The 25,959-nt window shown below is 72.7% G+C and carries 24 protein-coding genes; 8 read left to right on the top strand and 16 right to left on the bottom strand.

Annotated elements, in window-relative coordinates; all coding sequences use genetic code 11:
• Nucleotides 1-7 precede the first annotated feature (7 nt).
• The 6 genes from ACGF5U_RS14345 to pdhA form a co-directional block, all read right to left on the bottom strand.
• A complete protein-coding gene (locus ACGF5U_RS14345; protein WP_392710674.1) occupies nucleotides 8-1,096 on the bottom strand; it encodes a potassium channel family protein in 1,089 nt (362 codons plus the stop codon).
• Nucleotides 1,097-1,116: 20 nt separating this feature from the next.
• Nucleotides 1,117-2,394, bottom strand: coding sequence for a molybdopterin molybdotransferase MoeA (locus ACGF5U_RS14340; protein ID WP_392710505.1), 1,278 nt, complete (start codon nucleotides 2,392-2,394; stop codon nucleotides 1,117-1,119).
• A complete protein-coding gene (locus tag ACGF5U_RS14335) occupies nucleotides 2,391-3,290 on the bottom strand; it encodes an NTP transferase domain-containing protein (RefSeq protein WP_392710504.1) in 900 nt (299 codons plus the stop codon). Before ACGF5U_RS14335 ends, ACGF5U_RS14340 begins: the two co-directional genes overlap by 4 nt.
• Before the next feature lie 252 nt (nucleotides 3,291-3,542).
• Nucleotides 3,543-4,943 carry a dihydrolipoamide acetyltransferase family protein gene (locus ACGF5U_RS14330; protein ID WP_392710502.1) on the bottom strand — a complete coding sequence of 467 codons (1,401 nt, stop codon included), beginning with the start codon at nucleotides 4,941-4,943 and terminating at the stop codon, nucleotides 3,543-3,545.
• Nucleotides 4,943-5,947, bottom strand: a complete 1,005-nt coding sequence (locus ACGF5U_RS14325; RefSeq protein ID WP_392710501.1) for an alpha-ketoacid dehydrogenase subunit beta — start codon at nucleotides 5,945-5,947, stop codon at nucleotides 4,943-4,945. Before ACGF5U_RS14325 ends, ACGF5U_RS14330 begins: the two co-directional genes overlap by 1 nt.
• On the bottom strand, nucleotides 5,944-7,086 hold the full coding sequence (gene pdhA, locus ACGF5U_RS14320; protein ID WP_392710500.1) for a pyruvate dehydrogenase (acetyl-transferring) E1 component subunit alpha: 1,143 nt from the start codon (nucleotides 7,084-7,086) through the stop codon (nucleotides 5,944-5,946). The genes ACGF5U_RS14325 and pdhA overlap by 4 nt, the downstream gene beginning before the upstream one ends.
• Nucleotides 7,087-7,267: 181 nt before the next feature.
• On the opposite strand from pdhA, the gene ACGF5U_RS14315 reads away from it, so the two are divergent.
• Complete coding sequence (locus ACGF5U_RS14315; protein WP_392710499.1) at nucleotides 7,268-7,795, top strand: Lrp/AsnC family transcriptional regulator; 528 nt, start codon at nucleotides 7,268-7,270, stop codon at nucleotides 7,793-7,795.
• 203 nt (nucleotides 7,796-7,998) lie between these two features.
• On the opposite strand, the gene ACGF5U_RS14310 is transcribed toward ACGF5U_RS14315, so the two are convergent.
• Both ACGF5U_RS14310 and ACGF5U_RS14305 read right to left on the bottom strand, forming a co-directional pair.
• The gene (locus ACGF5U_RS14310) at nucleotides 7,999-8,598 is read right to left on the bottom strand and encodes a TetR/AcrR family transcriptional regulator (RefSeq protein WP_392710498.1); all 600 of its coding nucleotides are present in this window, start codon (nucleotides 8,596-8,598) and stop codon (nucleotides 7,999-8,001) included.
• On the bottom strand, nucleotides 8,595-10,157 hold the full coding sequence (locus ACGF5U_RS14305) for a 3-hydroxyacyl-CoA dehydrogenase (RefSeq protein ID WP_392710496.1): 1,563 nt from the start codon (nucleotides 10,155-10,157) through the stop codon (nucleotides 8,595-8,597). The genes ACGF5U_RS14310 and ACGF5U_RS14305 overlap by 4 nt, the downstream gene beginning before the upstream one ends.
• A gap of 123 nt (nucleotides 10,158-10,280) precedes the next feature.
• Between ACGF5U_RS14305 and paaN the strand changes: the two genes are divergently transcribed.
• Nucleotides 10,281-11,975 carry a phenylacetic acid degradation protein PaaN gene (gene paaN / locus ACGF5U_RS14300; protein ID WP_392710495.1) on the top strand — a complete coding sequence of 565 codons (1,695 nt, stop codon included), beginning with the start codon at nucleotides 10,281-10,283 and terminating at the stop codon, nucleotides 11,973-11,975.
• Nucleotides 11,976-12,079: 104 nt separating this feature from the next.
• On the opposite strand, the gene ACGF5U_RS14295 is transcribed toward paaN, so the two are convergent.
• The 3 genes from ACGF5U_RS14295 to ACGF5U_RS14285 are packed head-to-tail and all read right to left on the bottom strand — an operon-like array spanning nucleotide 12,080 to nucleotide 15,023.
• Nucleotides 12,080-12,763: a TrmH family RNA methyltransferase gene (locus tag ACGF5U_RS14295; protein WP_392710494.1), complete on the bottom strand. Its 684-nt coding sequence runs from the start codon at nucleotides 12,761-12,763 to the stop codon at nucleotides 12,080-12,082.
• Nucleotides 12,760-14,151, bottom strand: a complete 1,392-nt coding sequence (locus tag ACGF5U_RS14290; protein WP_392710492.1) for an HTTM domain-containing protein — start codon at nucleotides 14,149-14,151, stop codon at nucleotides 12,760-12,762. The genes ACGF5U_RS14295 and ACGF5U_RS14290 overlap by 4 nt, the downstream gene beginning before the upstream one ends.
• Nucleotides 14,148-15,023 (bottom strand): DUF5819 family protein, encoded by an 876-nt coding sequence (locus tag ACGF5U_RS14285; RefSeq protein ID WP_392710491.1) that lies wholly within the window; start codon nucleotides 15,021-15,023, stop codon nucleotides 14,148-14,150. The genes ACGF5U_RS14290 and ACGF5U_RS14285 overlap by 4 nt, the downstream gene beginning before the upstream one ends.
• Before the next feature lie 113 nt (nucleotides 15,024-15,136).
• On the opposite strand from ACGF5U_RS14285, the gene paaA reads away from it, so the two are divergent.
• From paaA to ACGF5U_RS14255, 6 genes are all read left to right on the top strand, one after another.
• On the top strand, nucleotides 15,137-16,090 hold the full coding sequence (gene paaA, locus ACGF5U_RS14280) for a 1,2-phenylacetyl-CoA epoxidase subunit PaaA (protein ID WP_392710490.1): 954 nt from the start codon (nucleotides 15,137-15,139) through the stop codon (nucleotides 16,088-16,090).
• Nucleotides 16,087-16,374, top strand: coding sequence for a 1,2-phenylacetyl-CoA epoxidase subunit PaaB (gene paaB / locus ACGF5U_RS14275; protein ID WP_392710488.1), 288 nt, complete (start codon nucleotides 16,087-16,089; stop codon nucleotides 16,372-16,374). Before paaA ends, paaB begins: the two co-directional genes overlap by 4 nt.
• A complete protein-coding gene (paaC, locus tag ACGF5U_RS14270; protein ID WP_392710487.1) occupies nucleotides 16,371-17,099 on the top strand; it encodes a 1,2-phenylacetyl-CoA epoxidase subunit PaaC in 729 nt (242 codons plus the stop codon). The genes paaB and paaC overlap by 4 nt, the downstream gene beginning before the upstream one ends.
• Nucleotides 17,093-17,587 carry a 1,2-phenylacetyl-CoA epoxidase subunit PaaD gene (paaD, locus tag ACGF5U_RS14265; protein WP_392710485.1) on the top strand — a complete coding sequence of 165 codons (495 nt, stop codon included), beginning with the start codon at nucleotides 17,093-17,095 and terminating at the stop codon, nucleotides 17,585-17,587. Before paaC ends, paaD begins: the two co-directional genes overlap by 7 nt.
• A complete protein-coding gene (locus tag ACGF5U_RS14260; RefSeq protein WP_392710484.1) occupies nucleotides 17,588-18,649 on the top strand; it encodes a 2Fe-2S iron-sulfur cluster-binding protein in 1,062 nt (353 codons plus the stop codon).
• A gap of 82 nt (nucleotides 18,650-18,731) precedes the next feature.
• Nucleotides 18,732-19,874, top strand: coding sequence for an acyl-CoA dehydrogenase family protein (locus tag ACGF5U_RS14255; protein WP_392710482.1), 1,143 nt, complete (start codon nucleotides 18,732-18,734; stop codon nucleotides 19,872-19,874).
• A gap of 20 nt (nucleotides 19,875-19,894) precedes the next feature.
• Here the strand turns inward: ACGF5U_RS14255 and ACGF5U_RS14250 are convergent, their stop codons facing one another.
• The 5 genes from ACGF5U_RS14250 to ACGF5U_RS14230 form a co-directional block, all read right to left on the bottom strand.
• Nucleotides 19,895-20,239, bottom strand: a complete 345-nt coding sequence (locus ACGF5U_RS14250; protein ID WP_392710480.1) for a rhodanese-like domain-containing protein — start codon at nucleotides 20,237-20,239, stop codon at nucleotides 19,895-19,897.
• 211 nt (nucleotides 20,240-20,450) lie between these two features.
• Nucleotides 20,451-21,269 carry a J domain-containing protein gene (locus ACGF5U_RS14245; protein ID WP_392710673.1) on the bottom strand — a complete coding sequence of 273 codons (819 nt, stop codon included), beginning with the start codon at nucleotides 21,267-21,269 and terminating at the stop codon, nucleotides 20,451-20,453.
• A 112-nt stretch (nucleotides 21,270-21,381) separates the two neighbouring features.
• The gene (locus ACGF5U_RS14240) at nucleotides 21,382-22,857 is read right to left on the bottom strand and encodes a DUF2252 domain-containing protein (RefSeq protein WP_392710479.1); all 1,476 of its coding nucleotides are present in this window, start codon (nucleotides 22,855-22,857) and stop codon (nucleotides 21,382-21,384) included.
• Nucleotides 22,858-23,087: 230 nt separating this feature from the next.
• Nucleotides 23,088-23,759, bottom strand: a complete 672-nt coding sequence (locus tag ACGF5U_RS14235) for a response regulator (protein ID WP_392710478.1) — start codon at nucleotides 23,757-23,759, stop codon at nucleotides 23,088-23,090.
• A gap of 35 nt (nucleotides 23,760-23,794) precedes the next feature.
• On the bottom strand, nucleotides 23,795-25,750 hold the full coding sequence (locus tag ACGF5U_RS14230; RefSeq protein WP_392710477.1) for a sensor histidine kinase: 1,956 nt from the start codon (nucleotides 25,748-25,750) through the stop codon (nucleotides 23,795-23,797).
• Nucleotides 25,751-25,959: the final 209 nt, after the last annotated feature.

Here is a 25,959-nt window from a genome sequence, read left to right as displayed (position 1 = left end):
GGCGAGGCTACTCCGGCTGCCTGCCCGGGAAACCGTCGCTCCTCGCGGCGGCGCCCGGCGCGGGCGCGCCGTTCGCCCGCACGATGGTGATGACCCGGTCGGTCAGCTGCAGCGGGCTCGCCGCCGGGTCGTCGTAGCCGAGGAGGCGATGGCCGCGCAGAACGCTGACCACCAGGTCCTCGGTCTCACGGACGCCTCGGCCGGCCTCGGCCTTGGTCACCGGCCGCTCGATCAGGTCCAGCCCGGTGCCCTGCTGGATCAGGTTCTCCAGCACCGTCCCCGCGCTGGGGCTCAGCATGGACAGGGCGAGCAGCCGACCCGCCGCGCTCGCGCTGGTGATCACGGCGTCGGCGCCGGACTGCCGGAGCAGCGGCGCGTTCTCCTCCTCACGGACCGCGGCAACGATCTTGGCGCCCCGGTTGAGCTGCCGGGCCGTCAGCGCGACCAGCACGGCGGTGTCGTCGCGCTGGGTCGCGATGATGATCCGGCGGGCCCGCTGGAGTTCGGCACGGAGCAGCACCTCGCTGCGGGTGGCGTCACCGAGCACCGCGGTGAAGCCGTCCGCCGTGGCCGCCTCGATCACCTTGTCGCTGGGGTCCACGACGACGATCTGTGTCTTCTTCAGACCGGTCGCGGCCAGCGTCTCGATCGCCGACCGGCCCTTCGTCCCGAAGCCGACGACGACAGTGTGGTCGCGCAAGGTGGACCTCCAGCGGTTGAGTCGCCACTCCTCCCGGGTGCGCTCGGTGAGGACCTCGAGAGTGGTGCCGACGAGGATGATCAGGAACAGCACGCGCAGGGGCGTCACCAGCGCCACGTTGATGAACCGCGCGGTGTCGCTGACGGGGACGATGTCGCCGTAGCCGGTCGTGGAGAGCGTGACGGTCGCGTAGTAGACGGCGTCCAGCACGCTGAGATGGTCGTCGGCGCCGTCCTTGTAGCCGTCCCGGTGCATCAGGACGATCAGGATCGTCACGGTGAGCACCAGCAGCGCCAGCAGCAGGCGCTTGCCCACTTGGCGCAGGGGGCGTTCGACGACGCGGCGCGGCAGATGGATGCGGGCGCCGGTGACTCGCTCATCGGCCTGACGGGCCATCGCGTCATGTCCGGGAAGTTTCACGTGAAACAGTCTCCGGCAGCCGACCCGGCCCAGGGAAGTGCGAGGGTCTCCAGCTCATCGCCGGCGCGGGCGCCTCCGGGCGGTACGACGGCGAGCGCGTCCGCCGCCGCGACGCCGCGCAGCATCGCCGGGCCGTTGTAGTGCAGCGGGACGGCCTGCCCGGCCCGGTGCACCACCGGTACGAGCCGGGTGTCCTGGGGGTGGCCGTGTACCTCGTCACGCACCGGAAGCCGGTACGGCTCCTGGTCACGCCGCCGCATGGGCCCGCGCAGCAGCGGTTCGGCCAGCGTGAGCAGCCCGGACACGGCGGCGAGCGGATTGCCGGGCAGCCCCACGAGGTGCCGTCGGCCGTCCAGCCGCGCCAGCAGCATCGGATGGCCCGGCCGCACCTTCACTCCGTCCACGAGCAGCTCGGCGCCCGCCTTGTGGAGCACCGGATGCACATGGTCCACGGGCCCGGCGGCCGTACCTCCGGTCGTGATCACCACGTCCGCCTCCGAGCCGGTCACCGCAGCGTGCAGCGCCTCCGCGTCGTCACCGATCCGCCGGGTCGCCAGGACGTCCGCCCCGAGCGCGCGGAGCCAGGGGCCGAGCATGGGGCCGAGGGCGTCCCGGATGAGGCCGTCGTGCGGGAGCCCGGCGGTGAGCAGCTCGTCGCCGAGGACCAGCACCTCGACCCGGGGCCGTACGACGGTGAGCAGTTCGTCGTACCCGGCCGCCGCGGCCAGCCCGAGTACGGCGGGCGTGACCGGCGTGCCCGCGCGCAGCAGTTCGTCACCGGCACGGCACTCCTGGCCCCGGAGGCGGATGTCCTGTCCGGGGACCACCTCACGCCGGGCGTACAGATGCCCGCCCGCGTCCGTACGGGAGTGCTCGCTGCGAAGGACGGCGGTGGTGTCCGACGGGACGCGCGCACCGGTCGCGATCCGTACGGCCTCTCCGTCGGGCAGTGGAGCCGCCGCGCCTTGACCGGCCAGGACGGACCCGTCGTCGCGCACCCGCCACGGGCCGGGCCCGGCGACGGCCCAGCCGTCCATGGCCGAGGTGTCGAAGGAGGGCAGATCGGTGAGCGCGGCCAGCGGCTCGGCGAGCACCCGGCCGAGCGCCGCGTCCAGGCCGACGCGCGCGGAGCGCGCCGGGACGCTCCGCCCGGCCCGGCCCGCCACGGCGCGCGCCTCGCCCCAGGGTGTGTCCCGGTGCGGCACGGGTTTCCGTGCCGGGGGTCCCACCAGGGCGAGCGCTTCGTCGACGCCGTCGACCTCCCGGTCCGTCATCCGGCGTCGGCCCCGCCGCTCAGTCCGCCGAGCTGGTCGGTCCTCGGCGCCTGTCCGGGTGCCTCTGCCTCGTCCGCCCAGCGGCCGGCGAGCGCGGCGGCCTTGCGGGCGGCCGCGGCGACGGCCTCCGGGCCCGCCCCGCCCGCCTGCGCCGCCGCGTACCCGACCAGGAAGGTCGTGAGCGGCGCGGCGGGCCGGGCGACGCCGTGGGCGGCGTCACGGGCGAGGTCGAGCAGGACGTCGGTGTCGACGTCGAGTTCGATGCCGAGTTCGTCCTTGACTGCGGTGATCCATTCGTCCAGCACGTTCCCATGCTCCCTGATACGGGCCCGGGCCATGGCGATGTCCTCCCAGGTGTCGCAGTCGAAGGAGGACAGCGGTGCCGTGGGCAGCCGGGCGAGGTCGAGTTCCTGGGTGAGCAGTTTCAGCGGCAGCCCGGACAGACTGCCGTACTCGGTCGCGAGGAGGGCGACCTCCCGGCGCAGCGGCTCGGTACGGTACGCCGCCACCAACGGCTGGTCATGCCCGTCCGCGTCCACGGACAGCACACCCTCGGCGCTTCCGCCCGCCAGCGTGGCGGCCAGCCGCCGTACGGTCGCGTCCTCCAGGAACGGCAGGTCGCCGCTGAGCACGAGGACGGTGTCGGCCTCCACGTGCCGCAGCCCGGCCGCCAGCCCGGCGAGGGGCCCGCCACCCGGCGGCTCCTCCCGGGCCCACACGACCGGCCGTACGGTGGGCCTGCGCCCGCCGACGACCACGGCGCGTCCCGCCGCACGGCAGGCGGCCAGCACGCGGTCGAGCAGGGCACGCCCGCCGACACTCACCCCGGGCTTGTCCGCCCCGCCGAGCCGCTTGGCGGCACCACCGGCGAGCACGACGACGTCAAAACGGGTCACGCCCCCAGTATGTCCGCCCGGCCCGGCCCGACCTGAACCCAGGTGGGCCTCCGACAGGGCCCTCCGTCCCCTTGCCCACCCGGGCCCGAGCACCCTTCGGCACCCGAGCCCTCTTGGGCGCCCGAGCCCCCTTCGGCCCGAGCACCCTCGGCGCCTGAGCATCCTTGAGCACCCGGGCCCCCCTTGGGCGCCGGAGCGCCCTCGGTACCCGGGACCTCTTGGGCGCCCCAGCACCCTTGGGCCCGGGCCCGGCTACAGCGTCCGCAGCAGTACCGCCGGCTGCTCCACGCAGTCCGCGACGTACCGCAGGAAGCCTCCCGCCGTGCCGCCGTCGCACACCCGGTGGTCGAAGGTCAGCGACAGCTGGACGACCTGCCGGACCGCCAGCTCACCCTGGTGCACCCACGGCTTGGGCACGATCCGCCCGACGCCGAGCATGGCCGCCTCGGGGTGGTTGATGATCGGCGTCGAGCCGTCGACCCCGAACACCCCGTAGTTGTTCAGGGTGAAGGTGCCGCCCGTGAGATCCGCCGGGGTCAGCGTGCCCTGTCGCGCGGCCTCCGTCAGCCGGGCGAACTCCGCCGACAGCGACTCCGCCGTCCGGCCGTGCGCGTCGCGGACGACGGGCACGACCAGGCCGCGTTCCGTCTGGGCCGCGAACCCGAGGTGGACGTGCGGCAGCCGGACGATCTCCCGCGCGGCCGTGTCCACCGTGGAGTTCAGCTCGGGGTGCCGGGCGAGCGCGGCCGTGCAGATCCGGGCGAGCAGCGCCAGCAGCGAGACCTTGGGGCCCCCGGCGGCGTTCATCGCGGCGCGCGCGGCCATCAGCTCCGTCGCGTCGGCGTCGACCCAGCAGGTGGCGTCGGGAATCTCGTGCCGGCTGCGGGACAGCTTGTCGGCGACGGCTCCCCGGATGCCGCGCAACGGCACCCGCTCGCCGACGACCGGTCCCGCCGATGGGGCAGCCACCGGCGGGACGGACGGTACGGCGGTCGGCGCGGGAGCCGCCGACGCCCGCTCGACGTCCGCGCGCAGGATCAGCCCGTCGGGGCCGGAGCCCCGCACCTGTCGCAGGTCGATGCCCCGTTCCCTGGCCAGCTTCCGCACGAGCGGCGAGATCACCGGTACCGGCCCCGGAGCGCCCTTCGGCCCCGGCTTCGGCTCGGGCTGCGGCTCCGGCTCGGGCTCGGCCGGGGGCGCGGGCCGGGCGGCGGGTGCCGCCCCGGGCAGCCCGGCCCGGATCCGCTTCCGGCGCGCCGCAGGCGCCCCCGTGCCATAGCCGACGAGGACGTTCCCGGACCGCTCCTCCGCGACACCGGCACCGGCACCGGCACCGGACTGCTGGGAAGCGCCGGTGGAGGCGCCGGCAGCCGAGCTGTCCGCGCCGACCCCATCCGATATCGACGTCGCTCCGACCGCCACCGTCAACAGGGGCGCGCCGACCGGCAGTTCCGCGCCCTCCTCGCCGAATCGCGCGGTGACCACGCCGCCGTAGGGGCACGGCACCTCCACCATGGCCTTGGCCGTCTCGACCTCGACCACCGGCTGGTCGATGGCGACGACGTCCCCGACGGCGACCAGCCAGCGCACGATCTCGGCCTCGGTGAGGCCCTCACCGAGATCCGGCAGCTTGAACTCCAGGACCTGGGCCATCAGCTCTCCGCCTCCCACTGCAGCCGCGCGACGGCGTCCAGCACCCGGTCGACGCCGGGCAGGTGGTGCCGCTCCAGCATCGGCGGCGGATACGGGATGTCGAACCCGGCCACTCTCAGCACCGGCGCCTCCAGGTGGTGGAAGCACCGCTCGGTGACGCGCGCGGCTATCTCGGCGCCCGGCCCGGCGAAGCCGGTGGACTCATGGACGACGATCGCGCGGCCCGTGCGCCGTACCGACGCGCAGACCGTCTCGTCGTCGAACGGCACCAGCGACCGCAGGTCCACGACCTCCAGGTCCCAGCCCTCCGCCTGGGCGGCCTCGGCCGCCTCCAGGCAGACCGGCACGGACGGGCCGTAGGTGATCAGGGTGGCGCTGCGGCCCGTCCGCCGCACCACGGCGCGGCCGATCGGCTCCACGGCGGCGGGCGCGTCGGGCGACCAGGCCGCCTTCGACCAGTACAGCCGCTTCGGTTCCAGGAAGACCACCGGGTCGTCGGAGGCGATCGCCGCCCGCAGCAGGCCGTAGGCGTCGTCGACCGTCGCCGGTGTGACCACATGGAGCCCCGGAGTCGCCATGTAGTACGCCTCGGACGAGTCGCTGTGGTGCTCGACGCCGCCGATTCCTCCGCCGTACGGCACACGCACGACCAGCGGCATCGGCATCGCGCCGCGCGTCCGGTTGCGCATCCGCGCGACATGGCTGATGAGCTGCTCGAACGCGGGGTAGGCGAAGGCGTCGAACTGCATCTCGACCACGGGCCTCAGCCCGTACATCGCCATACCGACGGCCGTGCCCAGGATGCCCGCCTCGGCGAGCGGCGTGTCCGTGCACCGGTCTTCGCCGAACTCCTTGGCGAGCCCGTCGGTGATGCGGAAGACGCCGCCCAGCGTGCCGACGTCCTCGCCCATCACATGGACGGTCGGGTCCTCGGCCATCGCGTCGCGCATGGCGCGCTGCAGGGCCTGCGCCATGGTGGCGGGCTTGACTGCCACGGTCGTCATCTCACGTCACCTTCCGCTTCCGCGGCCAGCTCGGCACGCAGCTGCGCGGCCTGCTCCCGGAGCTGCGCCGTCTGCTCGGAGTAGACGTGCGCGAAGAGGTCCATCGGGTCGAGTACCGGTTCCGCGTTCATCCGCTCGCGCAGTCGCGCGGCCATCGTCTCGGCGTCATCGGCGGCCTGCCGTATGGCGTCCTCGTCCAGCAGACCGCGCTCGGTCAGCTCCCGCTCCAGCAGCCGGATCGGGTCATGTTCCCGCCAGGCCTCGACCTCGCTGTCTCCCCGGTAGCGGGTCGCGTCGTCGGCGTTGGTGTGGGCCTCGATCCGGTAGGTGACGGCCTCGACGAGGGTCGGCCCGCCGCCGCGCCGGGCCCGGGCCACCGCCTCGGACAGCACCTGGTGCACGGCGGCGGCGTCGTTCCCGTCGACCAGCCGTCCGGGCATTCCGTACCCGACGGCCTTGTGGGCCAGGGACGGCGCGGCGGTCTGCTTGGCCAGCGGGACGGAGATCGCGAAGCCGTTGTTCTGCACCAGGAAGACGACCGGGGCCTGCCACACGGCGGCGAAGTTCAGCGCCTCGTGGAAGTCGCCCTCGCTGGTGCCGCCGTCGCCGACCATGGCCAGGGCGACGACGTCGTCGCCCTTGAGCCGGGCGGCGTGCGCCAGGCCCACCGCGTGGGGGAGCTGCGTGGCGAGCGGGGTGCACAGCGGGGCGACGCGGTGCTCCCGCGGGTCGTAGCCGGTGTGCCAGTCGCCCCGCAGCAGGGTGAGCGCCTGGACGGGGTCGAGCCCCCGGGCCACGGCGGCGAGCGTGTCCCGGTACGACGGGAAGAGCCAGTCCCGCTCCTCAAGCACCAGGGCGGCCGCGACCTCGCAGGCCTCCTGACCGGTGCTGGACGGGTACACGGCGAGCCTTCCCTGCTTGGTGAGCGCGGTGGCCTGCGCGTTGTACCGGCGGCCGCGCACCAGCTCGGCGTAGAGCCGGCGGAGCAGCGCGGGGGCGAATCCGGCTGCGGCGTCCGTGCCGAGCACCCGGTAGGGCTCGGGGTCCGGGAGCAGCGGCGCGGCGTCGGTGCGCGGCTTCCACGCCGGGGGCGGCGTGGGCCGGTAGGAGGCCGCACCGGGCAGCTCTTGGACCGTCATGACTGCACCTCCTCGTGGGAGTGGGCATAAGACCCGAGGGGGGCGCGAATGTGGCGCGCCTCACCTACCGATTGTTCGGTCGTGGAGCCATTTTGGCTACAGGCACCTTCAGCCTGTGGACAAACGGTTCTCCACAGCCTGGGATAGAGGCAGGTCGTCCATCAGAGAGAGGCGGGGGGACATGGCAGCTGAACAAATGGCCGACGGCCGGGACGAGGAGCCGCACGGCGACGAGCTCGGCCCGGCGCCGCGCCCGCTGGACCCCATCGACCGTGACATCCTGCGGATCCTCCAAACGGATGGCCGTGCGTCGATACGCTCGGTGGCCGAGCGGGTCCATGTGTCGCGCGCCAACGCCTACGCGCGGATCAACCGGCTCATCGACGACGGCGTGATCCGTGGCTTCGGCGCCCGCGTCAACCACGAGCGGGCCGGACAGGGCGCGTCCGCCTACATCACGCTGAAGATCGTCCAGAACTCGTGGCGGACGGTCCGGGAGAAGCTCCAGGCGTTGCCGGGCGCCGCGCACATCGCCCTGGTCAGCGGCGACTTCGACGTCCTGCTGCTGGTGCACACACCGGACAACCGGACCCTGCGGGAACTGGTCCTGACCAAGCTCCAGGCCATTCCGGAGGTGCTGTCCACACGGACCCTGCTGGTCTTCGAGGAGACCGATCTCAACCGGAAGATCGTTCCCGACGAACTCTGAGGATGCGGCAGGGCGCCCGCGACACGGGGGGCGCCCCCATCGTCGGGGCGCCCGCGACACGGGAGGCGCCCCCCCCATCGTCAGGGCGACCGCGACACGGGGGCCGCGCCGCTTCACCGGGGCGACCGCATCATCGAGGCGGCCGGGGAAACGACGACGGGCGAGGCCGGGGACTCCCGGTCTCGCCCGTGCCGACGGCGGCGTCAGTCGCCGGTGGTGGTGCGCAGCCCGTCGAAAGCGAGCCGTACAACGGTCTCCGCGAGCTGATCGCGCTCGGTCCCGCCGGGCTGCTGCGGCCGGTACCACTCCACGACGGAGTTGACCATGCCGAACAGCAGCCGGGTCGCGAGCCGTATGTCCACGTCGGCGCGGAGGTCGCCGTCAGCGGCCGCCGCCTTCATCAGGTCGGCGACCCGCTGGTCGAACTCGCGGCGCCGCTCCATGGCCCAGCGCTCGGTCTTCGTGTTGCCCCGGACCCTCAGCAGCAGCGTCACATAGGGCAGCTCGTCCAGCAGCACCTCGACGGTGCGCCGCGTCACGTACTCGACCCGCTCGACGGGCCGGCCGCGCGCGGCCCCCGGCTCGTCCAGCACCGCGAACAGCCCGTCCAGGGCGCGGCTGACGGCGCGCCGCAGCAGCTCCTCCTTGCCGGTGACATGGTGGTAGATCGAGGACTTGGAGATTCCGGCGGCCTTGGAGAGGTGCTCCATGGAGGTGCCGTCGTAGCCTCGCTCGTTGAAGACACGGACGGCGACGGACAGCAGTGTCTCGGGCGTGTACGTGTCGCGCTTGACGGTGGTCATCGGCTGTCCTTGTCCTTGACGGCCCTGCCGGTCCTGGCCGCGGCGGCCGTCTCTTCCTCGTAGCTCCTGCGGACGACGCCGGGGCAGCGCGCGTAACGGCCCGTGGGGTAGCGCTCATGCAGGGCGCCCAGGACGCCTGCCACCCACTGGTAGCCCAGTTTCGCGGCCCATTCCGTCGGCCCGGCCGGGTAGTTGACCCCGAGCCGCATGGCCGTGTCGATGTCCTCCGCCGTTGCCACACCGCGTTCGACGGCGTCCACGGCGAGGTCGACCATGAGGGCGACGGTCCGGGCGACGATCATCCCGGGGACGTCCCCGATGACCGAGACCTCCTTGCCGATGGCCTGGAACAGGCCGACGGCCTCCCGCAGCGTCTCCGGCGATGTGGTCGCGGCGGTGGACAGCGCGATCCGGCCCGCCGTCGTGTAGTCGAGGGCGAGGTCGAAGTAGACGATCTCCTCGTCCGTGTACTCGAAGGACGTCTCACCGTCCGCGAGCGACAGCTGCCCGCCACCGGGCAGGGTGAGATGGCTGCCCTGCTTCTTGCGGCGGACCTTGACGCCCGCGTGCTCGATCAGCGCGACCAGGGGCTGCGCGTGCCCGAGGTCGCCGTGGAGGATGACCGACTCCGGCGCGGGAGCGGGCGGCTCCGTACGCGCGCGTGGCCCCTCGGCGCCGTCCCCGTACGGGAACCAGCCGTGGCCCGTCTTGCGGCCGAGACGGCCGGACTCGACCAGTCGGCGCTGGGCCAGCGACGGAGTGAACTTCGGGTCGTGGTGGAACGCCTCCCAGACGGAACGGGTGACGGCCTCGTTGACGTCCTGGCCGATCAGGTCGGTCAGTTCGAAGGGCCCCATCCGGAAGCCGCCGGACTCGCGCAGGACGGCGTCGACGGTGGCGGGGTCGGCGCCGCGCTCCTCGTACACGCGCAGCGCCTCGGCGTAGAAGGGCCGGGCGATGCGGTTGACGATGAAACCGGGGGTGTCCGCGCACCGCACGGGCGTCTTCCCCCAGGCCTTGGCCGTGGCGTACGCGCGCGTGGCGGAGGTTTCGTCGGTGGCGAAGCCGCTGACGATCTCGACCAGCGGCAGCAGCGGCGCCGGGTTGAAGAAGTGCATGCCGACGAAGCGGCCCGGCAGACGCAGCGCCCCGGCGATCGCCGTGACGGACAGAGACGAGGTGTTGGTGGCGAGCAGGCAGTCGTCACCGACGATCTTCTCCAGGGCGGCGAACAGCTCCCGCTTGACGTCGAGCCGCTCCACGATCGCCTCGACGACCAGCGCGGCGTCGGCCAGGTCGCCGAGCGTGTCCGCCCGGTGCAGCCGGGCGGCGGCGGCCACCCGCTCTTCGGGGGCCATGCGCCCCTTCTCGACCAGCCGGTCGAGCCGCCCGAGCACGGCGCCTACGGCCTGGTCGGCACGTGCGGCGTCGCTGTCGTAGAGGCGTACGGGATGCCCGGCGACCAGCGCGACCTGCGCGATTCCCTGGCCCATGGTGCCCGTGCCGACCACGGCGACGGTACGGGTCTGTGCGACCTCAGTGGCCTCTGTGTCGGTCATACCAGTGATCCTCCCCGATGCGTTGTCCACAGGTTCGACAGACCCCCTTGTACCGACCGATCGTTCGGTTACTCTAGCTCTGTCCGCCTGTCCCTGCCCAGCTCGACGAGGAGTTGGTCCGTCATGGCCGCCGCGCAGCTCACCATCGACCACCTGGCCGAGAGGCACCGGCCCACTCTCGACCAGGCCCTGGAAGCGATCCGAACACGGGCCTACTGGTCTCCCCACCCCGAGCATCCGAAGGCGTACGGGGAGAACGGCACGCAGAGCGCCGCCGACGGCCTCGCCGCCCACAAGGCCGTGCTCGGCTCCCGCTTCGACCTGGACCAGCCGGGCACCGACGACTGGACCGGCCGTGAGGTCTCGCCGTACGGCGTGCGGCTGGACGTCGAGTACCCGCACCCCGACGTCGAGGTCCTGCTGGACGCCATGCGCGTCGGCATGGCCGCCTGGCGGGACGCCGGTCCCGAGACCCGCGCCCTGGTCTGTCTGGAGATCCTGTCCCGCATCAGCGCCCGTACGCACGAGTTCGCGCACGCCGTGATGCACACCAGCGGCCAGGCCTTCATGATGGCGTTCCAGGCCGGCGGCCCCCACGCCCAGGACCGCGGCCTGGAGGCTGTGGCGTACGCGTACGCGGAGCAGGTCCGCACCCCGGCGGACGCCGAGTGGTCCAAGCCCCAGGGCAAGCGGGACCCGCTGGAGCTCCGCAAGGAGTTCACCCCGGTCGGGCGGGGTGTCGCCCTGCTGATCGGCTGCAACACCTTCCCGACGTGGAACGGCTACCCCGGTCTCTTCGCGTCCCTGGCGACCGGCAACCCGGTGATGGTGAAGCCGCATCCGCGCGCCGTTCTGCCGCTCGCCCTCACGGTGCGGATCGCCCGCGAGGTGCTCGCCGAGACGGGCTTCGACCCGAACCTGGTGACGCTGGCCGTGGAGCGCCCCGGCGAGGGCATCGCCAAGTCCCTGGCCGTCCGCCCCGAGATCCGGATCATCGACTACACGGGCTCCACGTCCTTCGGCGACTGGCTGGAGGCCAACGCCCGCCAGGCGCAGGTCTACACGGAGAAGGCCGGCGTCAACACGGTCGTCATCGACTCCACCGACGACTACAAGGGCATGCTGTCCAACCTGGCGTTCTCGCTCTCCCTGTACAGCGGCCAGATGTGCACCACCCCGCAGAACCTGCTCATCCCCCGCGGCGGCATCTCGACGGACGCGGGCCCGAAGTCCTACGACGAGGTGGTCGCCGACCTGTCGGCCGCCGTGGACGGACTGCTCGGGGACGACGCCCGCGCGAACGCGCTGCTGGGCGCCCTGGTCAACCCCGACGTGAAGGCCAGGCTGGAGGCGGCGACCGGTCTCGGCGAGGTCGCGCTGAACTCCCGCGAGGTGGCCAACCCCGACTTCCCGGACGCCGTCGTGCGGACGCCCCTCATCGTCAAGCTCGACGGGTCCAAGCCCGACGAGGAAGCGGCGTACATGTCGGAGTGCTTCGGCCCGGTCGCCTTCGCCGTCTCCGTCGACTCGACCGCCGACGCGCTGGAGCTGCTGCGGCGCACGGTGCGCGAGAAGGGTGCGATGACGGTCGGCGCGTACACCACATCGCCGGACACCGAGCGCGCGATCGAGGAGGTCTGCCTGGAGGAGTCGGCGCAGCTGTCGCTGAACCTGACGGGCGGTGTGTACGTCAACCAGACGGCCGCGTTCTCCGACTTCCACGGCTCCGGCGGCAACCCGGCGGCGAACGCGGCGCTGTGCGACAGCGCCTTCGTCTCCAACCGCTTCCGGGTGGTCGAGGTACGCCGCCCGGCCTGACCGCGCCCCGCCACGGAGCCCGCCCGCGCGGCGGCGGGCTCCACCAGGCGGGCTCCACCCGGCGGTGGCCACCGGCGGACGGCCACGCGGGGCGGTTCAGGGACCTAGAGGGCTGGCGGCTCGGCGATGTCCGCGTACCGCTGCACCCAGGCGTGCATGGCGATCGCCGCGGCCGCTCCCGCGTTGATCGAGCGGGTCGAGCCGAACTGGGCGATGGAACACACCATCGCCGCGTGCTCGCGCGCCTCCTCGGTGAGGCCGGGCCCCTCCTGGCCGAACAGCAGCACACAGCGGCGCGGCAGCACCGTCCGTTCCAGCGGCACCGCGCCCGGCAGGTTGTCGATGCCGATGACGGGGATGTCCTCGGCCGCCGCCCACGCCGTCAGCGACGCCGTGTCGGGGTGGTGCCGTACATGCTGGTAGCGGTCGGTGACCATGGCGCCGCGCCGGTTCCACCGCCGCCGCCCGACGATATGGATCTCCTTGGCCAGGAAGGCGTTGGCGGTGCGTACGACGGAGCCGATGTTGAAGTCGTGTCCCCAGTTCTCCACGGCCACATGGAAGTCGTGGCGGCGTGCGTCGAGGTCGGCGACGATCGCCTCGCGCGTCCAGTAGCGGTAGCGGTCGACGACGTTGCGCCGGTCGCCGTCGGCGAGCAGTTCGGGGTCGTACCGCTCGCCCTCCGGCCAGGGCAGGGGGTGCGGCCCGACGCCTATCTGCTGCCCGTAGCCGTCGTCGTACTGGATCGGATCGTCCCCGATGACGGGGACGGGGGTCTCACTGCTCACCCGACGAGGGTACGGGGAGCCCGCTCCTCCGGGGCGTGCCGCTGTTCGGGGACCACCGCCTTCGTGCGTGGCAGCAGCCGCTGCCGGCCGCCCCGCACCCGGCGCTCCACCCAGAGCAGGAACACCGTCGGCAGGAACACGGCGTCCGCCGCGATCATCGCCATCGAGAAGAACGGCAGCCCGAGCAGCACGGCGATGCCCGCGTGCTCCAGGATCATCGCCACCAGCAGCACGTTCTTGACCCGCCGGTTGAAGAGCGTGAAGGGGAACGCGACCTGGACGAGGACCGTTCCGTAGGTGATCAGCATGACCATCACGCCGCTGGCCGCGAGCACGTCCGAAACGGCGGGCCAGGGGGTGAAGTAGTCCAGCTTGAGCGGGAAGTAGAGCGCGGTGCCGTCCTGCCAGCGCGAGCCCTGGATCTTGTACCAGCCGGCGGTGGCGTAGATCAGGCACACCTCCGCCATGATGATCGCCAGGGTCGCGTTGTGCGCGAGGTTGGCCATGACGTCGAGGAGGGTGCGCGGCTCGCCCGGGGCGTACCGGACGACCAGCCACCACAGGGCCTGCGCGGCCCACAGCAGCCACATCAGCGCCAGGAGCCAAATCTCGCCGGTCCGGTCGCTGAAGAGCGTCGCCGCCACGAGCCCGGCGCCCAGGACCACCCACAGCACGGGGCCGACACGGTCGGCGGCGGGTGTCCGGCGGGCGCGGCGCGCGTCCAGGGACCAGACCTGGCCGCAGCGGGTCAGCACGAGGTAGAGGGCCATGAGGTGGACGACGTTGTCACCGCCGTCGCCCATGAAGATGGAGCGATTCTGCAGCGACAGCACTCCGGCCATGAAGACGACCGACATGGTGCGGGTGCGCCAGCCGAGCAGCAGCAGCAGGCTGGACAGCACACCGACCGCGTAGACGATCTCGAACCACACCGTGGAGTCGGACCACAGCAGCGCCGTGAAGGAGTGGTTGTTGGAGATCAGTTCCCGAGCCATGTCCCAGGACCAGGGCCCGTCGGGACCGTACAGCTCGCGCCGGTGCGGGAACTCGCGCAGCAGGAACAGCAGCCAGGTGGCGGAGAACCCGATACGGACGACGGCGGCCTGGTACGGGCCGAGCGCGGTGCTCGTGACCCGCTGAATCGCCCGGGCGAGGCGGCGGTCCAGGGTGTCACGCCCGCGACGCGCGACACCGCCGGGAATACCACCGGTGCCGGGAGTACCCCCACCGGTGCGGAGGCCGCCGTCGGTGCGGAGGCCGCCGTCCGTGCGGGGACCGCCATCCGCGCGGGGACCGCCTTCGGTACCGGAGGTGCCGTCGCCGGTCGCGCCGTACCCGGTCGGGTGGTCCCCGGTCGTGCCGTGCCCGGTCGGGTCGGTGCCGCTCATTCGCCGGCCTCCGTCCGCCCGCCGTCGACACCGGCGGGCAGGTCGGCGGCGGTCACCGTCCACCACGGCAGGACCCTGTAATACGGCCGGGTGTCGGTCTTCTCGTCACTCCACACCGGCGCCGGGACTCCTTGGGTCGAGGACCGCAGCTGTATCCGTTCGATCCGTCCGCCCAGGTCGTGCTGTTCCAGGCGGAGCATCGCGATGCGCCGGACGTACTGCTCGGAGAGGCGGCCGCGTGTCCCGTTGGGCCGGTTGTCGCTGGTGTGCGAGTTCACGAAGAAGTCCCAGCCCCTGCGCAGCTCGTTCTGGTTGATGTGGCTGGGGAGGGGGTTGCTGCGGATCGCCTTCGCGTCGTCGGCGGTGAGGTCGATCCAGTCGGTGGTCCTGCGCGTGCCGCCCGTGGTGACCTCGGCGCGGACGTGGACGGCGATGTTCTGCTGCAGCGGGTTGGGGGCGAAGAGCTTCCAGTTCTGTTCGAACTCGGGGAAGACCCAGTCGTCGACGGCCTTGCCGTGCTGCTTGGTCAGGGTGTTCGAGGGTGCGACGTGCAGGAAGACCATGCCGAGGTGGAGACAGCCCAGGACACCGACCACAGCGAGGGCGACGGCCGCCACCACCTGGTACGGCAGGGACAGAGCCGCTATGCCGCCACCGGTTGCCCCGTTCGGAGCATGCGCGCCGGCCGGTGCGCCGTCACGCCCCGACACCTCGGCGTCACGGCCTGCGGGAGGAGCGCCGGCGTCCGCGTCCCCGTCCGCCGATATGGACTCGGAACCCGGTTCGACCTGTGCTTTCGGAGCCCCGTGAACGCCTCCCCCGGCGCCCGTGACGCGCCCGGCGCGCCCGGTCTCCTCGTCGTACGAGTCCATCCCGCCCCGTTCCGCTTCGCTCCACCGCAGTTGTCCACAGGGTTGACACCATACGGGCCACCGACTCACCATTGAAGTCATTCAACCGAACGATCGGTCGGGTAGGGGGTCCGATGACGACAGTGAGCGCGGACACGCAAGAGGCGTACGAGGCGGTCTTCGACGCCGCCGTGGCCGCCGACGAGCGGATCGAGCCTCGCGACTGGATGCCCGAGGCGTACCGCGCCACGCTCGTCCGGCAGATCGCGCAGCACGCGCACTCCGAGATCATCGGCATGCAGCCGGAGGCCAACTGGATCACCCGGGCGCCCTCCCTGCGACGCAAGGCGATCCTGATGGCCAAGGTCCAGGACGAGGCCGGGCACGGCCTGTATCTGTACAGCGCCGCGGAGACGCTCGGCGTCAGCCGGGACGAGCTGCTCGACAAGCTCCACTCGGGTCGCCAGAAGTACTCCTCGATCTTCAACTACCCGACACTGACCTGGGCCGACGTCGGCGCCATCGGCTGGCTCGTGGACGGTGCGGCGATCACCAACCAGGTGCCGCTGTGCCGCTGCTCCTACGGGCCGTACGCCCGCGCGATGGTCCGCGTCTGCAAGGAGGAGTCCTTCCACCAGCGCCAGGGGTACGAGTCGCTGCTCGCCCTGTCACGCGGCACGCCCGAGCAGCACGCCATGGCGCAGGACGCGGTGAATCGCTGGTGGTGGCCGTCGCTGATGATGTTCGGCCCCCCGGACGCCGACTCGTCGCACTCCGCCCAGTCCATGGCCTGGAAGATCAAGCGGCACTCCAACGACGAGCTGCGCCAGCGCTTCGTGGACATCTGTGTCCCGCAGGCCGAATCCCTGGGCCTCACCCTCCCCGACCCCGACCTGCGGTGGAACGAGGAGCGGGGGCACTACGACTTCGGCGCCATCGACTGGACCGAGTTCTACGAGGTCCTCAAGGGCAACGGGCCCTGCAACGAACAGCGGATCACCCAGCGCCGGCAGGCCCACGAAGAGGGTGCCTGGGTCAGAGAGGCGGCGGCCGCGTACGCCGCGAAGCACGGGGAGGCGACGGCATGACGACCAGCGACTGGCCGCTGTGGGAGGTGTTCGTGCGCTCGCGCCGCGGGCTGTCCCACACCCATGCCGGCAGCCTGCACGCTCCCGACGCCGACATGGCGCTGCGCAACGCCCGCGACCTGTACACCCGGCGCAACGAGGGCGTGTCCATCTGGGTGGTGCCGTCCGCGGCGATCACCGCGTCCTCGCCCGACGAGAAGGACCCGTTCTTCGAGCCGTCCGCCGACAAGCCCTACCGGCACCCGACCTTCTACGAGATCCCCGAGGGGGTGCAGCACCTGTGACCACCACGGTGAACGCCGCGGCTCTCGCCCTCGGCGACGACGCGCTGGTGCTGTCGCATCGGCTGGGGGAATGGGCGGGCCACGCACCCGTCCTCGAGGAGGAGGTGGCGCTCGCCAACATCGCGCTGGACCTGCTCGGCCAGGCCCGCGTGCTGCTCTCCCTCGTCGGTGACGAGGACGAGCTCGCCTACCTCCGCGAGGAGCGCGCCTTCCGCAACGTCCAGCTCGTCGAGCAGCCCAACGGCGACTTCGCGCACACCATCGCCCGCCAGCTGTACTTCTCCACCTATCAGGGACTGCTGTACGGCCGGCTGGCGGCCGACGGACCCGCGGCGCACGGCGACCTGACCGCGCTGGCCGCCAAGGCCGTCAAGGAGGTCGCCTACCACCAGGACCACGCCGAACAGTGGACGCTGCGGCTCGGTGACGGCACCGCCGAGAGCCATGAGCGGATGCAGCGCGCCTGCGAGACGCTCTGGCGCTTCACCGGCGAGCTGTTCCAGCCCGTCGAAGGACTCGACATCGACTGGCGGGAGCTGGAGACCGACTGGCTCGCCTCGGTGACGGCGGTGCTCGGCCGGGCCACGCTCACCGTCCCCGACCGGCCGCGCGCCGACGCCTGGAGCGCGGGGGCCGGCCGCCAGGGTCTCCACACCGAACCCTTCGGCCGGATGCTCGCCGAGATGCAGCATCTGCACCGCAGCCACCCGGGGGCGTCATGGTGACCACGACCCCGCTGGAGGAGGAGCTGAGCCGGCTCGCCGGTTCGGTACCCGACCCCGAGCTGCCCGTCCTGACCCTGGAGGACCTCGGCGTCCTGCGCGGCGTCGACGTGCAGGGCCCCGGCAAGGTGCGGGTCCGGCTCACCCCGACCTACACCGGCTGCCCCGCGATCGAGGCCATGTCCTCCGACATCGAGCGGGTGCTCCACGACCACGGCATACCCGAGGTGTCGGTGGTCACCGTCCTCTCCCCGGCGTGGTCCACCGACGACATCAGCGAGGAAGGCCGGCGCAAGCTCGCCGAGTTCGGCATAGCTCCGCCCCGCCCGCAGGACACGTCCGGGCCCGTGCCGGTCACGCTCGCCATCCGCTGCCCGCACTGCGGCTCGACCGACACCGAGCTGCTGAGCCGGTTCTCCTCGACCGCGTGCAAGGCGCTGCGCCGCTGCGCCTCCTGCCGTGAACCCTTCGACCACTTCAAGGAGTTGTAGATGTTCCATCCGCTCCGGGTGAGCGAGGTCGAGCGGCTCACGGACGACTCGGTGGCGGTGACGTTCGCCGTGCCGCCGGAGCTCCGCGAGGCCTTCCGCCACACCCCCGGCCAACATGTCACCCTGCGCCGTGGCGGCCCGCACGGCGAGGAGGTCCGCCGGACGTACTCGATCTGCGCGCCGGCCGCCCCCGCGGGCGAGATCCCGGTGCTGCGGGTGGGCATCCGGCTGGTGGACGGCGGCGAGTTCTCGACGTACGCGTTGAAGGAGCTCGCGGTCGGGGACACGGTCGAGGTCATGGAGCCGATGGGCCGGTTCGTCCTGGCGCCGCGGCCGGGGCACTTCGCGGGGATCGTCGGCGGCAGCGGCATCACACCGGTCCTGTCCATCGCGGCCACGCTGCTGGCTCAGGAGCCGGACGCCCGGTTCTGCCTGATACGGAGCGACCGCACCGCCGCCTCCACGATGTTCCTGGACGAGGTCGCCGATCTGAAGGACCGCCATCCGGACCGGTTCCAGCTGATCACCGTGCTGTCCCGGGAGGAGCAGCAGGCGGGGCTGCCGTCCGGGCGGCTGGACAAGGAGCGGCTGACGGCGCTGCTGCCCGCGCTGCTCCCCGTCGGCGACGTGGACGGCTGGTTCCTGTGCGGACCGTTCGGGCTCGTCCTCGGCGCCGAGGACGCACTGCGCGGCCTCGGAGTGGACCGCAGCCGTATCCACCAGGAGATCTTCCATGTGGACGACGGCTCGGCCCCGGCGGCCGGCAGGGCGGCCGGTGAGGCCCCGCACGCCACGCTGACCGCGACGCTCGACGGCCGCTCCGGCACCTGGCCGGTGCGGGAGGGCGAGTCGCTCCTGGAGACGGTGCTGCGCAGCCGGGCGGACGCCCCGTACGCCTGCAAGGGCGGCGTCTGCGGGACCTGCCGGGCGTTCCTGGTGTCCGGCGAGGTCCGGATGGGCCGCAATTACGCGCTGGAGGAGGACGAGACGGAAGCCGGTTACGTCCTGGCCTGCCAGTCGCACGCGATGACACCGGAGGTGCGGCTCGACTTCGACCGCTGAACGGCCACCGGCCATTCCCTTCCCCTAGAACCTGTTCTATCTTGACGGTCCGTCAGGAAACGGTGCGCGGGAGGGCAGGGTTGTGGACTTCACCTTCACCGAGGAGCAGCAGGCGGCCGCCGAGGCGGCACGGGCGGTCTTCGCTGACATCTCCCCCGACGGCGTGCCCAGCCCGGCGCGTACGCCCGGAGCCGTCGCCGAGGACTTCGACCGGCCGCTGTGGGCCCGGCTGGCCCGCGCCGACCTGCTGAGCCTGGCACTCGCACCCGAGCACGGCGGCGCGGACCTGGACCCCATCGCCGTCTGCCTGGTGCTGCGCGAGTCCGCCAAGGTGCTGGCCCGGGTTCCGCTGCTGGAGACCAGCGCCGTCGCCATGACCGTGCGGCACCACGGCGGTAAGAAACTCGCCGACGAGATCCTCCCGCGCGTCGGCCGAGGCGCCCTGGTACTCACCGCCGCCGCGAACGGCCGCACGGGCCACGACCCGGCCGAGCGGGCCGTCACGGCACGCCGCACTCCACCCGGCACCGACGGCTGGACCCTCGACGGTACGCAGACCGGTGTCCCCTGGGCACACAGCGCCGACCTCATCGCCGTACCCGCCCACACGGAGAACGGCCGCACCGTACTCGCCCTCGTCCCCCGCGACCAGCAAGGGGTGTCACTCACCGACCAGTACTCCACGAACGGCGAGCTGTACGCCGAGATACGGCTCGACGCCGCCCGCGTCCCCCCGCACGCCATGATCGACTCCGAGGGAGCCTGGGAGCGGCTGCACGCCCTCCTCGCCACCGGCACATGCGCCCTCGCCCTGGGGGTCGGGGAGGCGGTACTCGCGATGACCAGCGCGTACACCGGGAAACGGGAGCAGTTCGGCTACCCGCTGGCGACCTTCCAGGCCGTCGCCGTCCAGGCCGCCGACCGGTACATCGATCTGCGCGCCATGGAGGCCACCCTGTGGCAGGCGGCCTGGCGCGTCGGCACGGGTGCGACCGGAAGCCTGCCCGCGTCGGCGGACGTCGCCGTCGCCAAGATCTGGGCGGCCGAGGGCGTACGGCGCGTGGCGCAGACGGCGCAGCACCTGCACGGCGGATTCGGCGCGGACACCGACTACCCGCTGCACCGCTACCACGCCTGGGCCAAGCAGCTTGAGCTCTCCCTGGGCCCCGCCGCCGCGTACGAGGAGGCCCTCGGCGAGCTCCTGGCCGTCCACCCGCCGAACTGACGTGCCGGAACGGCGGCGCCCTACAAAACGACCGCCGCCGCGCCGTGCTCGGCGACCATCGGACGGCCGGCGCGCTGCCAGGCGAGCATGCCGCCGTCGATGTTCACCGCGTCGATGCCCTGTTGCACCAGGTACTGCGTCACCTGCGCCGACCGGCCCCCGACACGGCACATCACATAGGCGCGCCGCCCGTCGGCCACCGCCTCCGTCACCTCGCCGAAGCGGGCCACGAACTCGCTCATCGGCACGTGCACGGCACCCTCGACATGCCCGGCAGCCCACTCGTCGTCCTCACGGACATCCAGGACCAGGGCATCGGCGGGCACGGCGGCGGCATCCACCATGGGCAGCGGACCGAAGTTCATGAATCAAGCCTTCTCTCGTGGCAGGAGAACTAGGAGAAAACCGGAAGGGCCGAGCGCCGAAGGATCAGGCCCCGAGGCAGCAGACCCGAAGGACCAGACCCGAAGGACCACGCCCCGGCACCGGGCCCCGGAGGATCCTGTCCCGAGGCATCGGGTCCCACCCACAGGACATATCAACCCAAACAGATAGACCCGACCGAGGGTACCCGCGCTACCGCGTCAGCTGCGCGAGTTCCGCCTCCCGCTCGGAGACCTGGGCGAGCAACTGCTCGGCGATCTCCTCCAGCAGCCGGTCCGGATCGTCCGGCGCCATCCGCAGCATCGCGCCGATAGCGCTCTCCTCCAGATCCTGGGCGACCACGCTCAGCAGTTCCTTCCGTCGCGCCAGCCACTCAAGCCGGGCGTAGAGCTCCTCGCTCTCGCTCAGCTCCGGGGCCTTCGGCGCCGGGCCCGCCGCCCACTCGTCGGACAGCTCCCGCAGCATGGCCTCGTCGCCCCGCCCATAGGCGGCGTTGACGCGGGTGATGAACTCCTCGCGCCGCTGCCGCTCGGACTCGTCCCGCGCCAGGTCCGGATGCGCCTTACGGGCCAGCTCCCGGTAGAGCTTGCGCACCTCGTCCGTCGGCCGGACCCGCTTCGGCGGCTGCACCGGCTGCTCGGTGAGCATCGCCGCGGCCTCGGGGGACAGACCGTCGGAGTCGATCCAGCTGTGGAACAGCTCGTCGACGCCCGGCATCGGCAGGACCATCGCCCGCGCCTCGCGCGCCTTGCGCAGATCCTCCGGGTCACCGGTGCGCTCGGCACGGGCCTCGGCGATCAGCGCGTCCAGCTCGTCCAGGCGCGCGTACATCGGTCCGAGCCTCTGGTGGTGCAGCCGGGAGAAGTTCTCCACCTCCACCCGGAACGTCTCCACCGCGATCTCGAACTCGATCAGCGCCTGCTCGGCGGCGCGCACGGCCTTCTCCAGCCGCGCCTCGGGCCGCTGGTCCTCGGCATCGGCGGCCTCACCGGTATGCGGTGCACCGGTCACGTCGTCGCTCGGGGTCGTCACCCGACCAGCGTACGGGCGCCGGCGCCCACATCCACCACACCCCCGCCCGGACGGCCACCGCCACGGGGCGACCGCCCGGCCGCACCAGGAGTCAGACCCCCAGTTCGGCGGCGATGCGACCGGTGCGAACGGCCGCGACCAGGTCGGCGTGGTCGGCCTCGGTGCGGTCCGCGTACGCCACGGCGAACCGTGCCATCGCCGAGTCCAGTTCGTCGTTCTTGCCGCAGTAGGCGGCTATCAGCCGCGGGTCGGCGCTGTGGGCGTGCGCCCGGGCGAGCAGCGCCCCCGTCATCCGGCCGTAGTCGTCCACCTGGTCGGCGGCCAGCGCGGACGGGTCGACGCTTCCCTTCCGGTTGCGGAACTGGCGCACCTGGTAGGGCCTGCCGTCCACGGTCGTCCAGCCGAGCAGATTGTCGCTGACGACCTGCATCCGCTTCTGTCCGAGCACCACGCGCCGTCCCTCGTGCGCCACGTCCGGCACGGGGAACCCCGCCGCCGGCAGATACGGCTCCAGCGCCGACGGACGCGCCTCCTTCACCTGGAGCACCAGCGGCTCCCCCCGGTGGTCGGTGAGCAGCACCACGTACGAGCGGGTGCCGACGCTCCCTGTGCCCACCACCCGGAACGCGACGTCCTGGACGGCGTACCGCGCGAGCAGCGGCAGGCGGTCCTCGGGCAGCGTCTCCAGGTACGCGCCGAGCGACGCGGCGACCGCGGCGGCCTCGGCGTCGGGCACCCGGCGCAGTACGGGCGGCGCGTCCACGAACCTCAGCCCGCCGTCCTCGTCGGCCTCCGTGGACCTGGCCGCGAAACGGGCACTGGTGTTCCTGCGGGCCTTCTCCGAGACCCGCTCCAGCGTTCCGAGCAGATCCCGCGCGTCCGTGTGCGACACGAGCTCCTCGTCGGCGATGGCGTTCCACGCGTCGAGGACCGGCAGTCTGGCCAGCAGCCGCATGGTCCGCCGGTAGGCGCCCACCGCGTCGAACGCCGCCGCCCGGCAGGTGTCCTCGTCGGCGCCCGCCTCCCGCCCGGCCAGCACCAGCGACGTGGCGAGCCGCTTGAGGTCCCATTCCCAGGGGCCGACCGCGGTCTCGTCGAAGTCGTTCAGGTCGATGACCAGCCGGCCGCGCGCGTCGCCGTAGAGACCGAAGTTCGCCGCGTGCGCGTCGCCGCATATCTGTGCCCCGATCCCGGTCACGGGCGTCCCGGCCAGGTCGTGGGCCATCAGTCCGGCGGCACCGCGCAGGAACGCGAACGGGGTCGCGGCCATCCGGCCCACCCGGATCGGCGCCAGCCCCGCCACCCGCCCGCGGCTCGACTCCTCGACGGCCCGCACCGCGTCCGGCCGGCCGGCAGCCGACACCAGCGCTTCATGCGCCGACCTGGGCGTCCGCAGCCGCAGCGCCTTGCCCTGCTCCTTGGGCGAACCCGCCCCGTCCCCACCCGCCGCGCCACCGGTACGCGCACCCGGACGGCGAGGCGCGAACCCCGGCACCACCGGTATGCGCGGGTTCCCCCCGGGCACCCTCCGCTGTGCCGGCACGGCAGCCCGCATCGTCTCGTCCATCAGCCCCCCGCTCGTTCCTCACTCAGCCGCGACGACCGTACCCCCGGCGTCCGACGCCCGTCTCCCCCTGTGGACAACGCCCTGTGGACAACCCTTGGACGACGCCCCCCGCCCAGCCCCGGCCGACAGCCCGCCCCGCGCAACGCCCGCACAGTCCCGGCCCCCAGCGCCCGCAGGAGCCCGCGCGCAACGCCCGCAGCCCGCGCCCGCAGTCCCCGGGCCGGGCGATGTCACAGACCGGCGTCGCGGGCCAGCAGAGCCGCCTGCACCCGGTTCTCGCACCCCAGCTTCGCGAGGATGCGGCTCACATACGTCTTGACCGTGGCCTCGCTCATGTGGAGCCGCCTCCCCGCGTCGGCGTTCGACAGTCCCTCGCCGAGCAGCGCCAGCACCTCGCGCTCCCGCTCGCTGAGCGCCGACACCCGGGTCCGCGCCTCCTCCGCGCGCGCCGCCGCGCGTCCCGATGCCAGCTGCTCCACGACGTGCCGGGTGGCCCCCGGCGACAGGTACGCGTCGCCCGCCGCCGCCGCCCGCACCGCGCGGATCAGCTCGGTGGGCGCCGTGTCCTTCAGGAGGAACCCCGCGCCGCCGTGCTCCAGCGCCCGCAGCACGTTCTCCCGCTCGCCGAACGTGGTCAGCACAATCACCCGGGCGCGGGGCGCCGCCCGGCGCAGCTCCGGGAGCGCGGCGAGCCCGTCCAGTACGGGCATCTGGATGTCGAGCAACACGACGTCAGCGGCGTGCGACCGGGCCAGTTCGACGGCCTCACGCCCGTTCGACGCCTCGGCGACGACCTCGATCCCGGGATCGGACGTAAGGATCATGCGGATGCCCGCCCTGATGAGCGGTTCGTCGTCGGCGACGACGACCCTGACGCGGGGCGGTGCCCCGGACTCCGTCATGACCACGAACGTGCCCCTCCGGTCATCGCGCGTGGTTACCGCGCCACCTCGTACGACTTCTTCTCGATCAGCTTGCCGTCCTTGAAGCAGAACCGGAAAACCGGCTCCCTCTCGAGGCTGTCGCTGACCTCCGACGACAGCAGGAGCAGACAGCTTGCACCGTCCGGCTCGGCCGGGCCCTTCCCGTGCATGCCCTCGGTCGCGATGGTGTCCCCGCTCGGGAGCCGGTCCCGTACGTCCCGCTCGGACATGCCGATCTCCACGGCGTCGTAGTCGCTCTTGCTGATCATCGCGTCGTCCACGGCCCCCACCAGGTAGAACAGCCCGAAGCCGGCAGCCACCATGAGCACCAGCACCACCGCGGCGGCGATGCCGCAGCCGAGAGCGACCCCGCCGGTCCTGCTCATGCCCCTGCCGGCCCGCACGCCGTCCGCGCCGCTCATCGCCCACTCCCTCTCCGGAACCGAGACCGGCCGATCCGACAGAACGGATCCGACGAACCGCTCATCGGTCGACCCACCCTTTCCGGAGAAGGGCCCCGTGGACTGCTGCCGGAAGTCGTCGGTCGCATCGACCAAAGGACCACTCCACGCCCCGGACGGCACCGCCCCGGAACCCCCGGCCGCCCCGGAACCCCCGCCAGCCCCGAACCCGCCGGATGCCCCGGAAGTCCCCGCAACGGCAGGAGTTCCCGGTGTGCCCGGCGCCCCGTACGGCAGCATCGCGGCCACCCGGAACCCGTCGCCCTCCACCGGTCCGGCGTGCACGATGCCGCCCACCAGTCGCGCCCGCTCGTGCAGCCCGGTCAGCCCCTGGCCGCCGCTCACCACGTCGTCCGGCGCCCTGCCGCCCGCCGCGTTGACGACCTCCACGACCAGGGAGTCCGGCTCGTAGCGCAGTTCGACGGTGATCGCGGCGCCCGGCGCGTGCTTGTACGCGTTCGTCAGCGCCTCCTGCACGATGCGGTACGCCGCGTGGTCGGCGGCCGGGGCGAGCGGGCGTGCTTCGCCGCTGCGCCACAGCTCCACCTGGTTGCCGGCCGCCCTGGACGCCTCGACGAGCTCGTCGACACCGGCCGTGCCGCGCGTGACGCGCCCGGTGTCGTCGGCGGTCGGCGCCTCGACCCCGTCACGCAGGATGCCGACGACCTCCCTCAGCTCGCGCATCGCGTTCACCGACGCGTCCCGCAGCACGCCCACCGCCTCCCGCTGCCGTGCGGTGAGCTCGCGGTCGACCTCCAGCGCACCCGTGTGCACGGAGATCAGCGCGAGCTGGTGGCCGAGGCTGTCGTGCATGTCCTGGGCGATCCGCTGCCGCTCGCGCAGCCGCGCCTGTCCGGCCACCATGGCCCGCTCGCGCAGCAGTTGGGCGTTGCGTTCCTGCAGGGCGTGGAGCAGGGTCCTGCGCTGCGTCCAGTAGCGGCTGGCGAGGCCGGGCATGACCGTGGTCGCGAGGTAGTACAACGTGGTGAGCAGCACGATGGCCAGGGGCGCCTGGCGCGCCGTGCCGTCGAAGAGCGAGAGGCCGACGAAAAGGGCGTACGAGAGCGTGAACGCGCCCAGTGCCCTGCCCGGCGCCTCGATCCGGCGGCCCGCCGACCAGCCGACCAGGATCAGCAGCAGCAGGAAACCGCTGAGCTGCGACGTCAGCGCACCGGTGACCACCAGCACACCCGCCGGGAGCCTGCGCCGCAGCAGCGCCAGCACGGCCACGGCGACACCCACCCCGGCCGTCCGCAAGCCGCTGCCGCCGAGCACCTCCTCGATCCCGGCGGCCAGCAGGCCCATGACGACGGCGAGCACGGCCTCGCCCGCGGTGCGCCGGCGCGGCCACAGCTCGGGCGCCGCCAGCCACCGCCACCCGGCCCGCAACCGCGCCCCGGCCGACGTACGGGAGTCGGCGGCCGGGCGGTCCGCCATGGCGCCCGCCGGGCTCTTCCCGCCCCTCGTGCCCTCCGTGCCCCTCGTGCTGATCTTCGAAGACGCGTCCACGCCCGCACCCTAGACACGACAGTCGGGCCCGGCTGTCCTCTTTCGTCGCGGCGCGCCACGACGAACGTCGTCGCCACGAGGAACGTCGTCGCCACGACGCACGTCGCCGTAGCCCCGCCCGTCGCGCCGCCCGGACGACTGGAACGCGACAACTGGAACGCGACAAAGCGAGACGGCCGCCATCGTTTTCACGATGACGACCGTCTCGT

The sequence above is a fragment of the Streptomyces sp. NPDC047886 genome, from assembly GCF_043204435.1.
Classification (GTDB): Bacteria; Actinomycetota; Actinomycetes; order Streptomycetales; family Streptomycetaceae; genus Streptomyces.
Note: the sequence above shows the minus strand (reverse complement) of the source record. Positions and strands in the feature narration are given on the sequence as shown.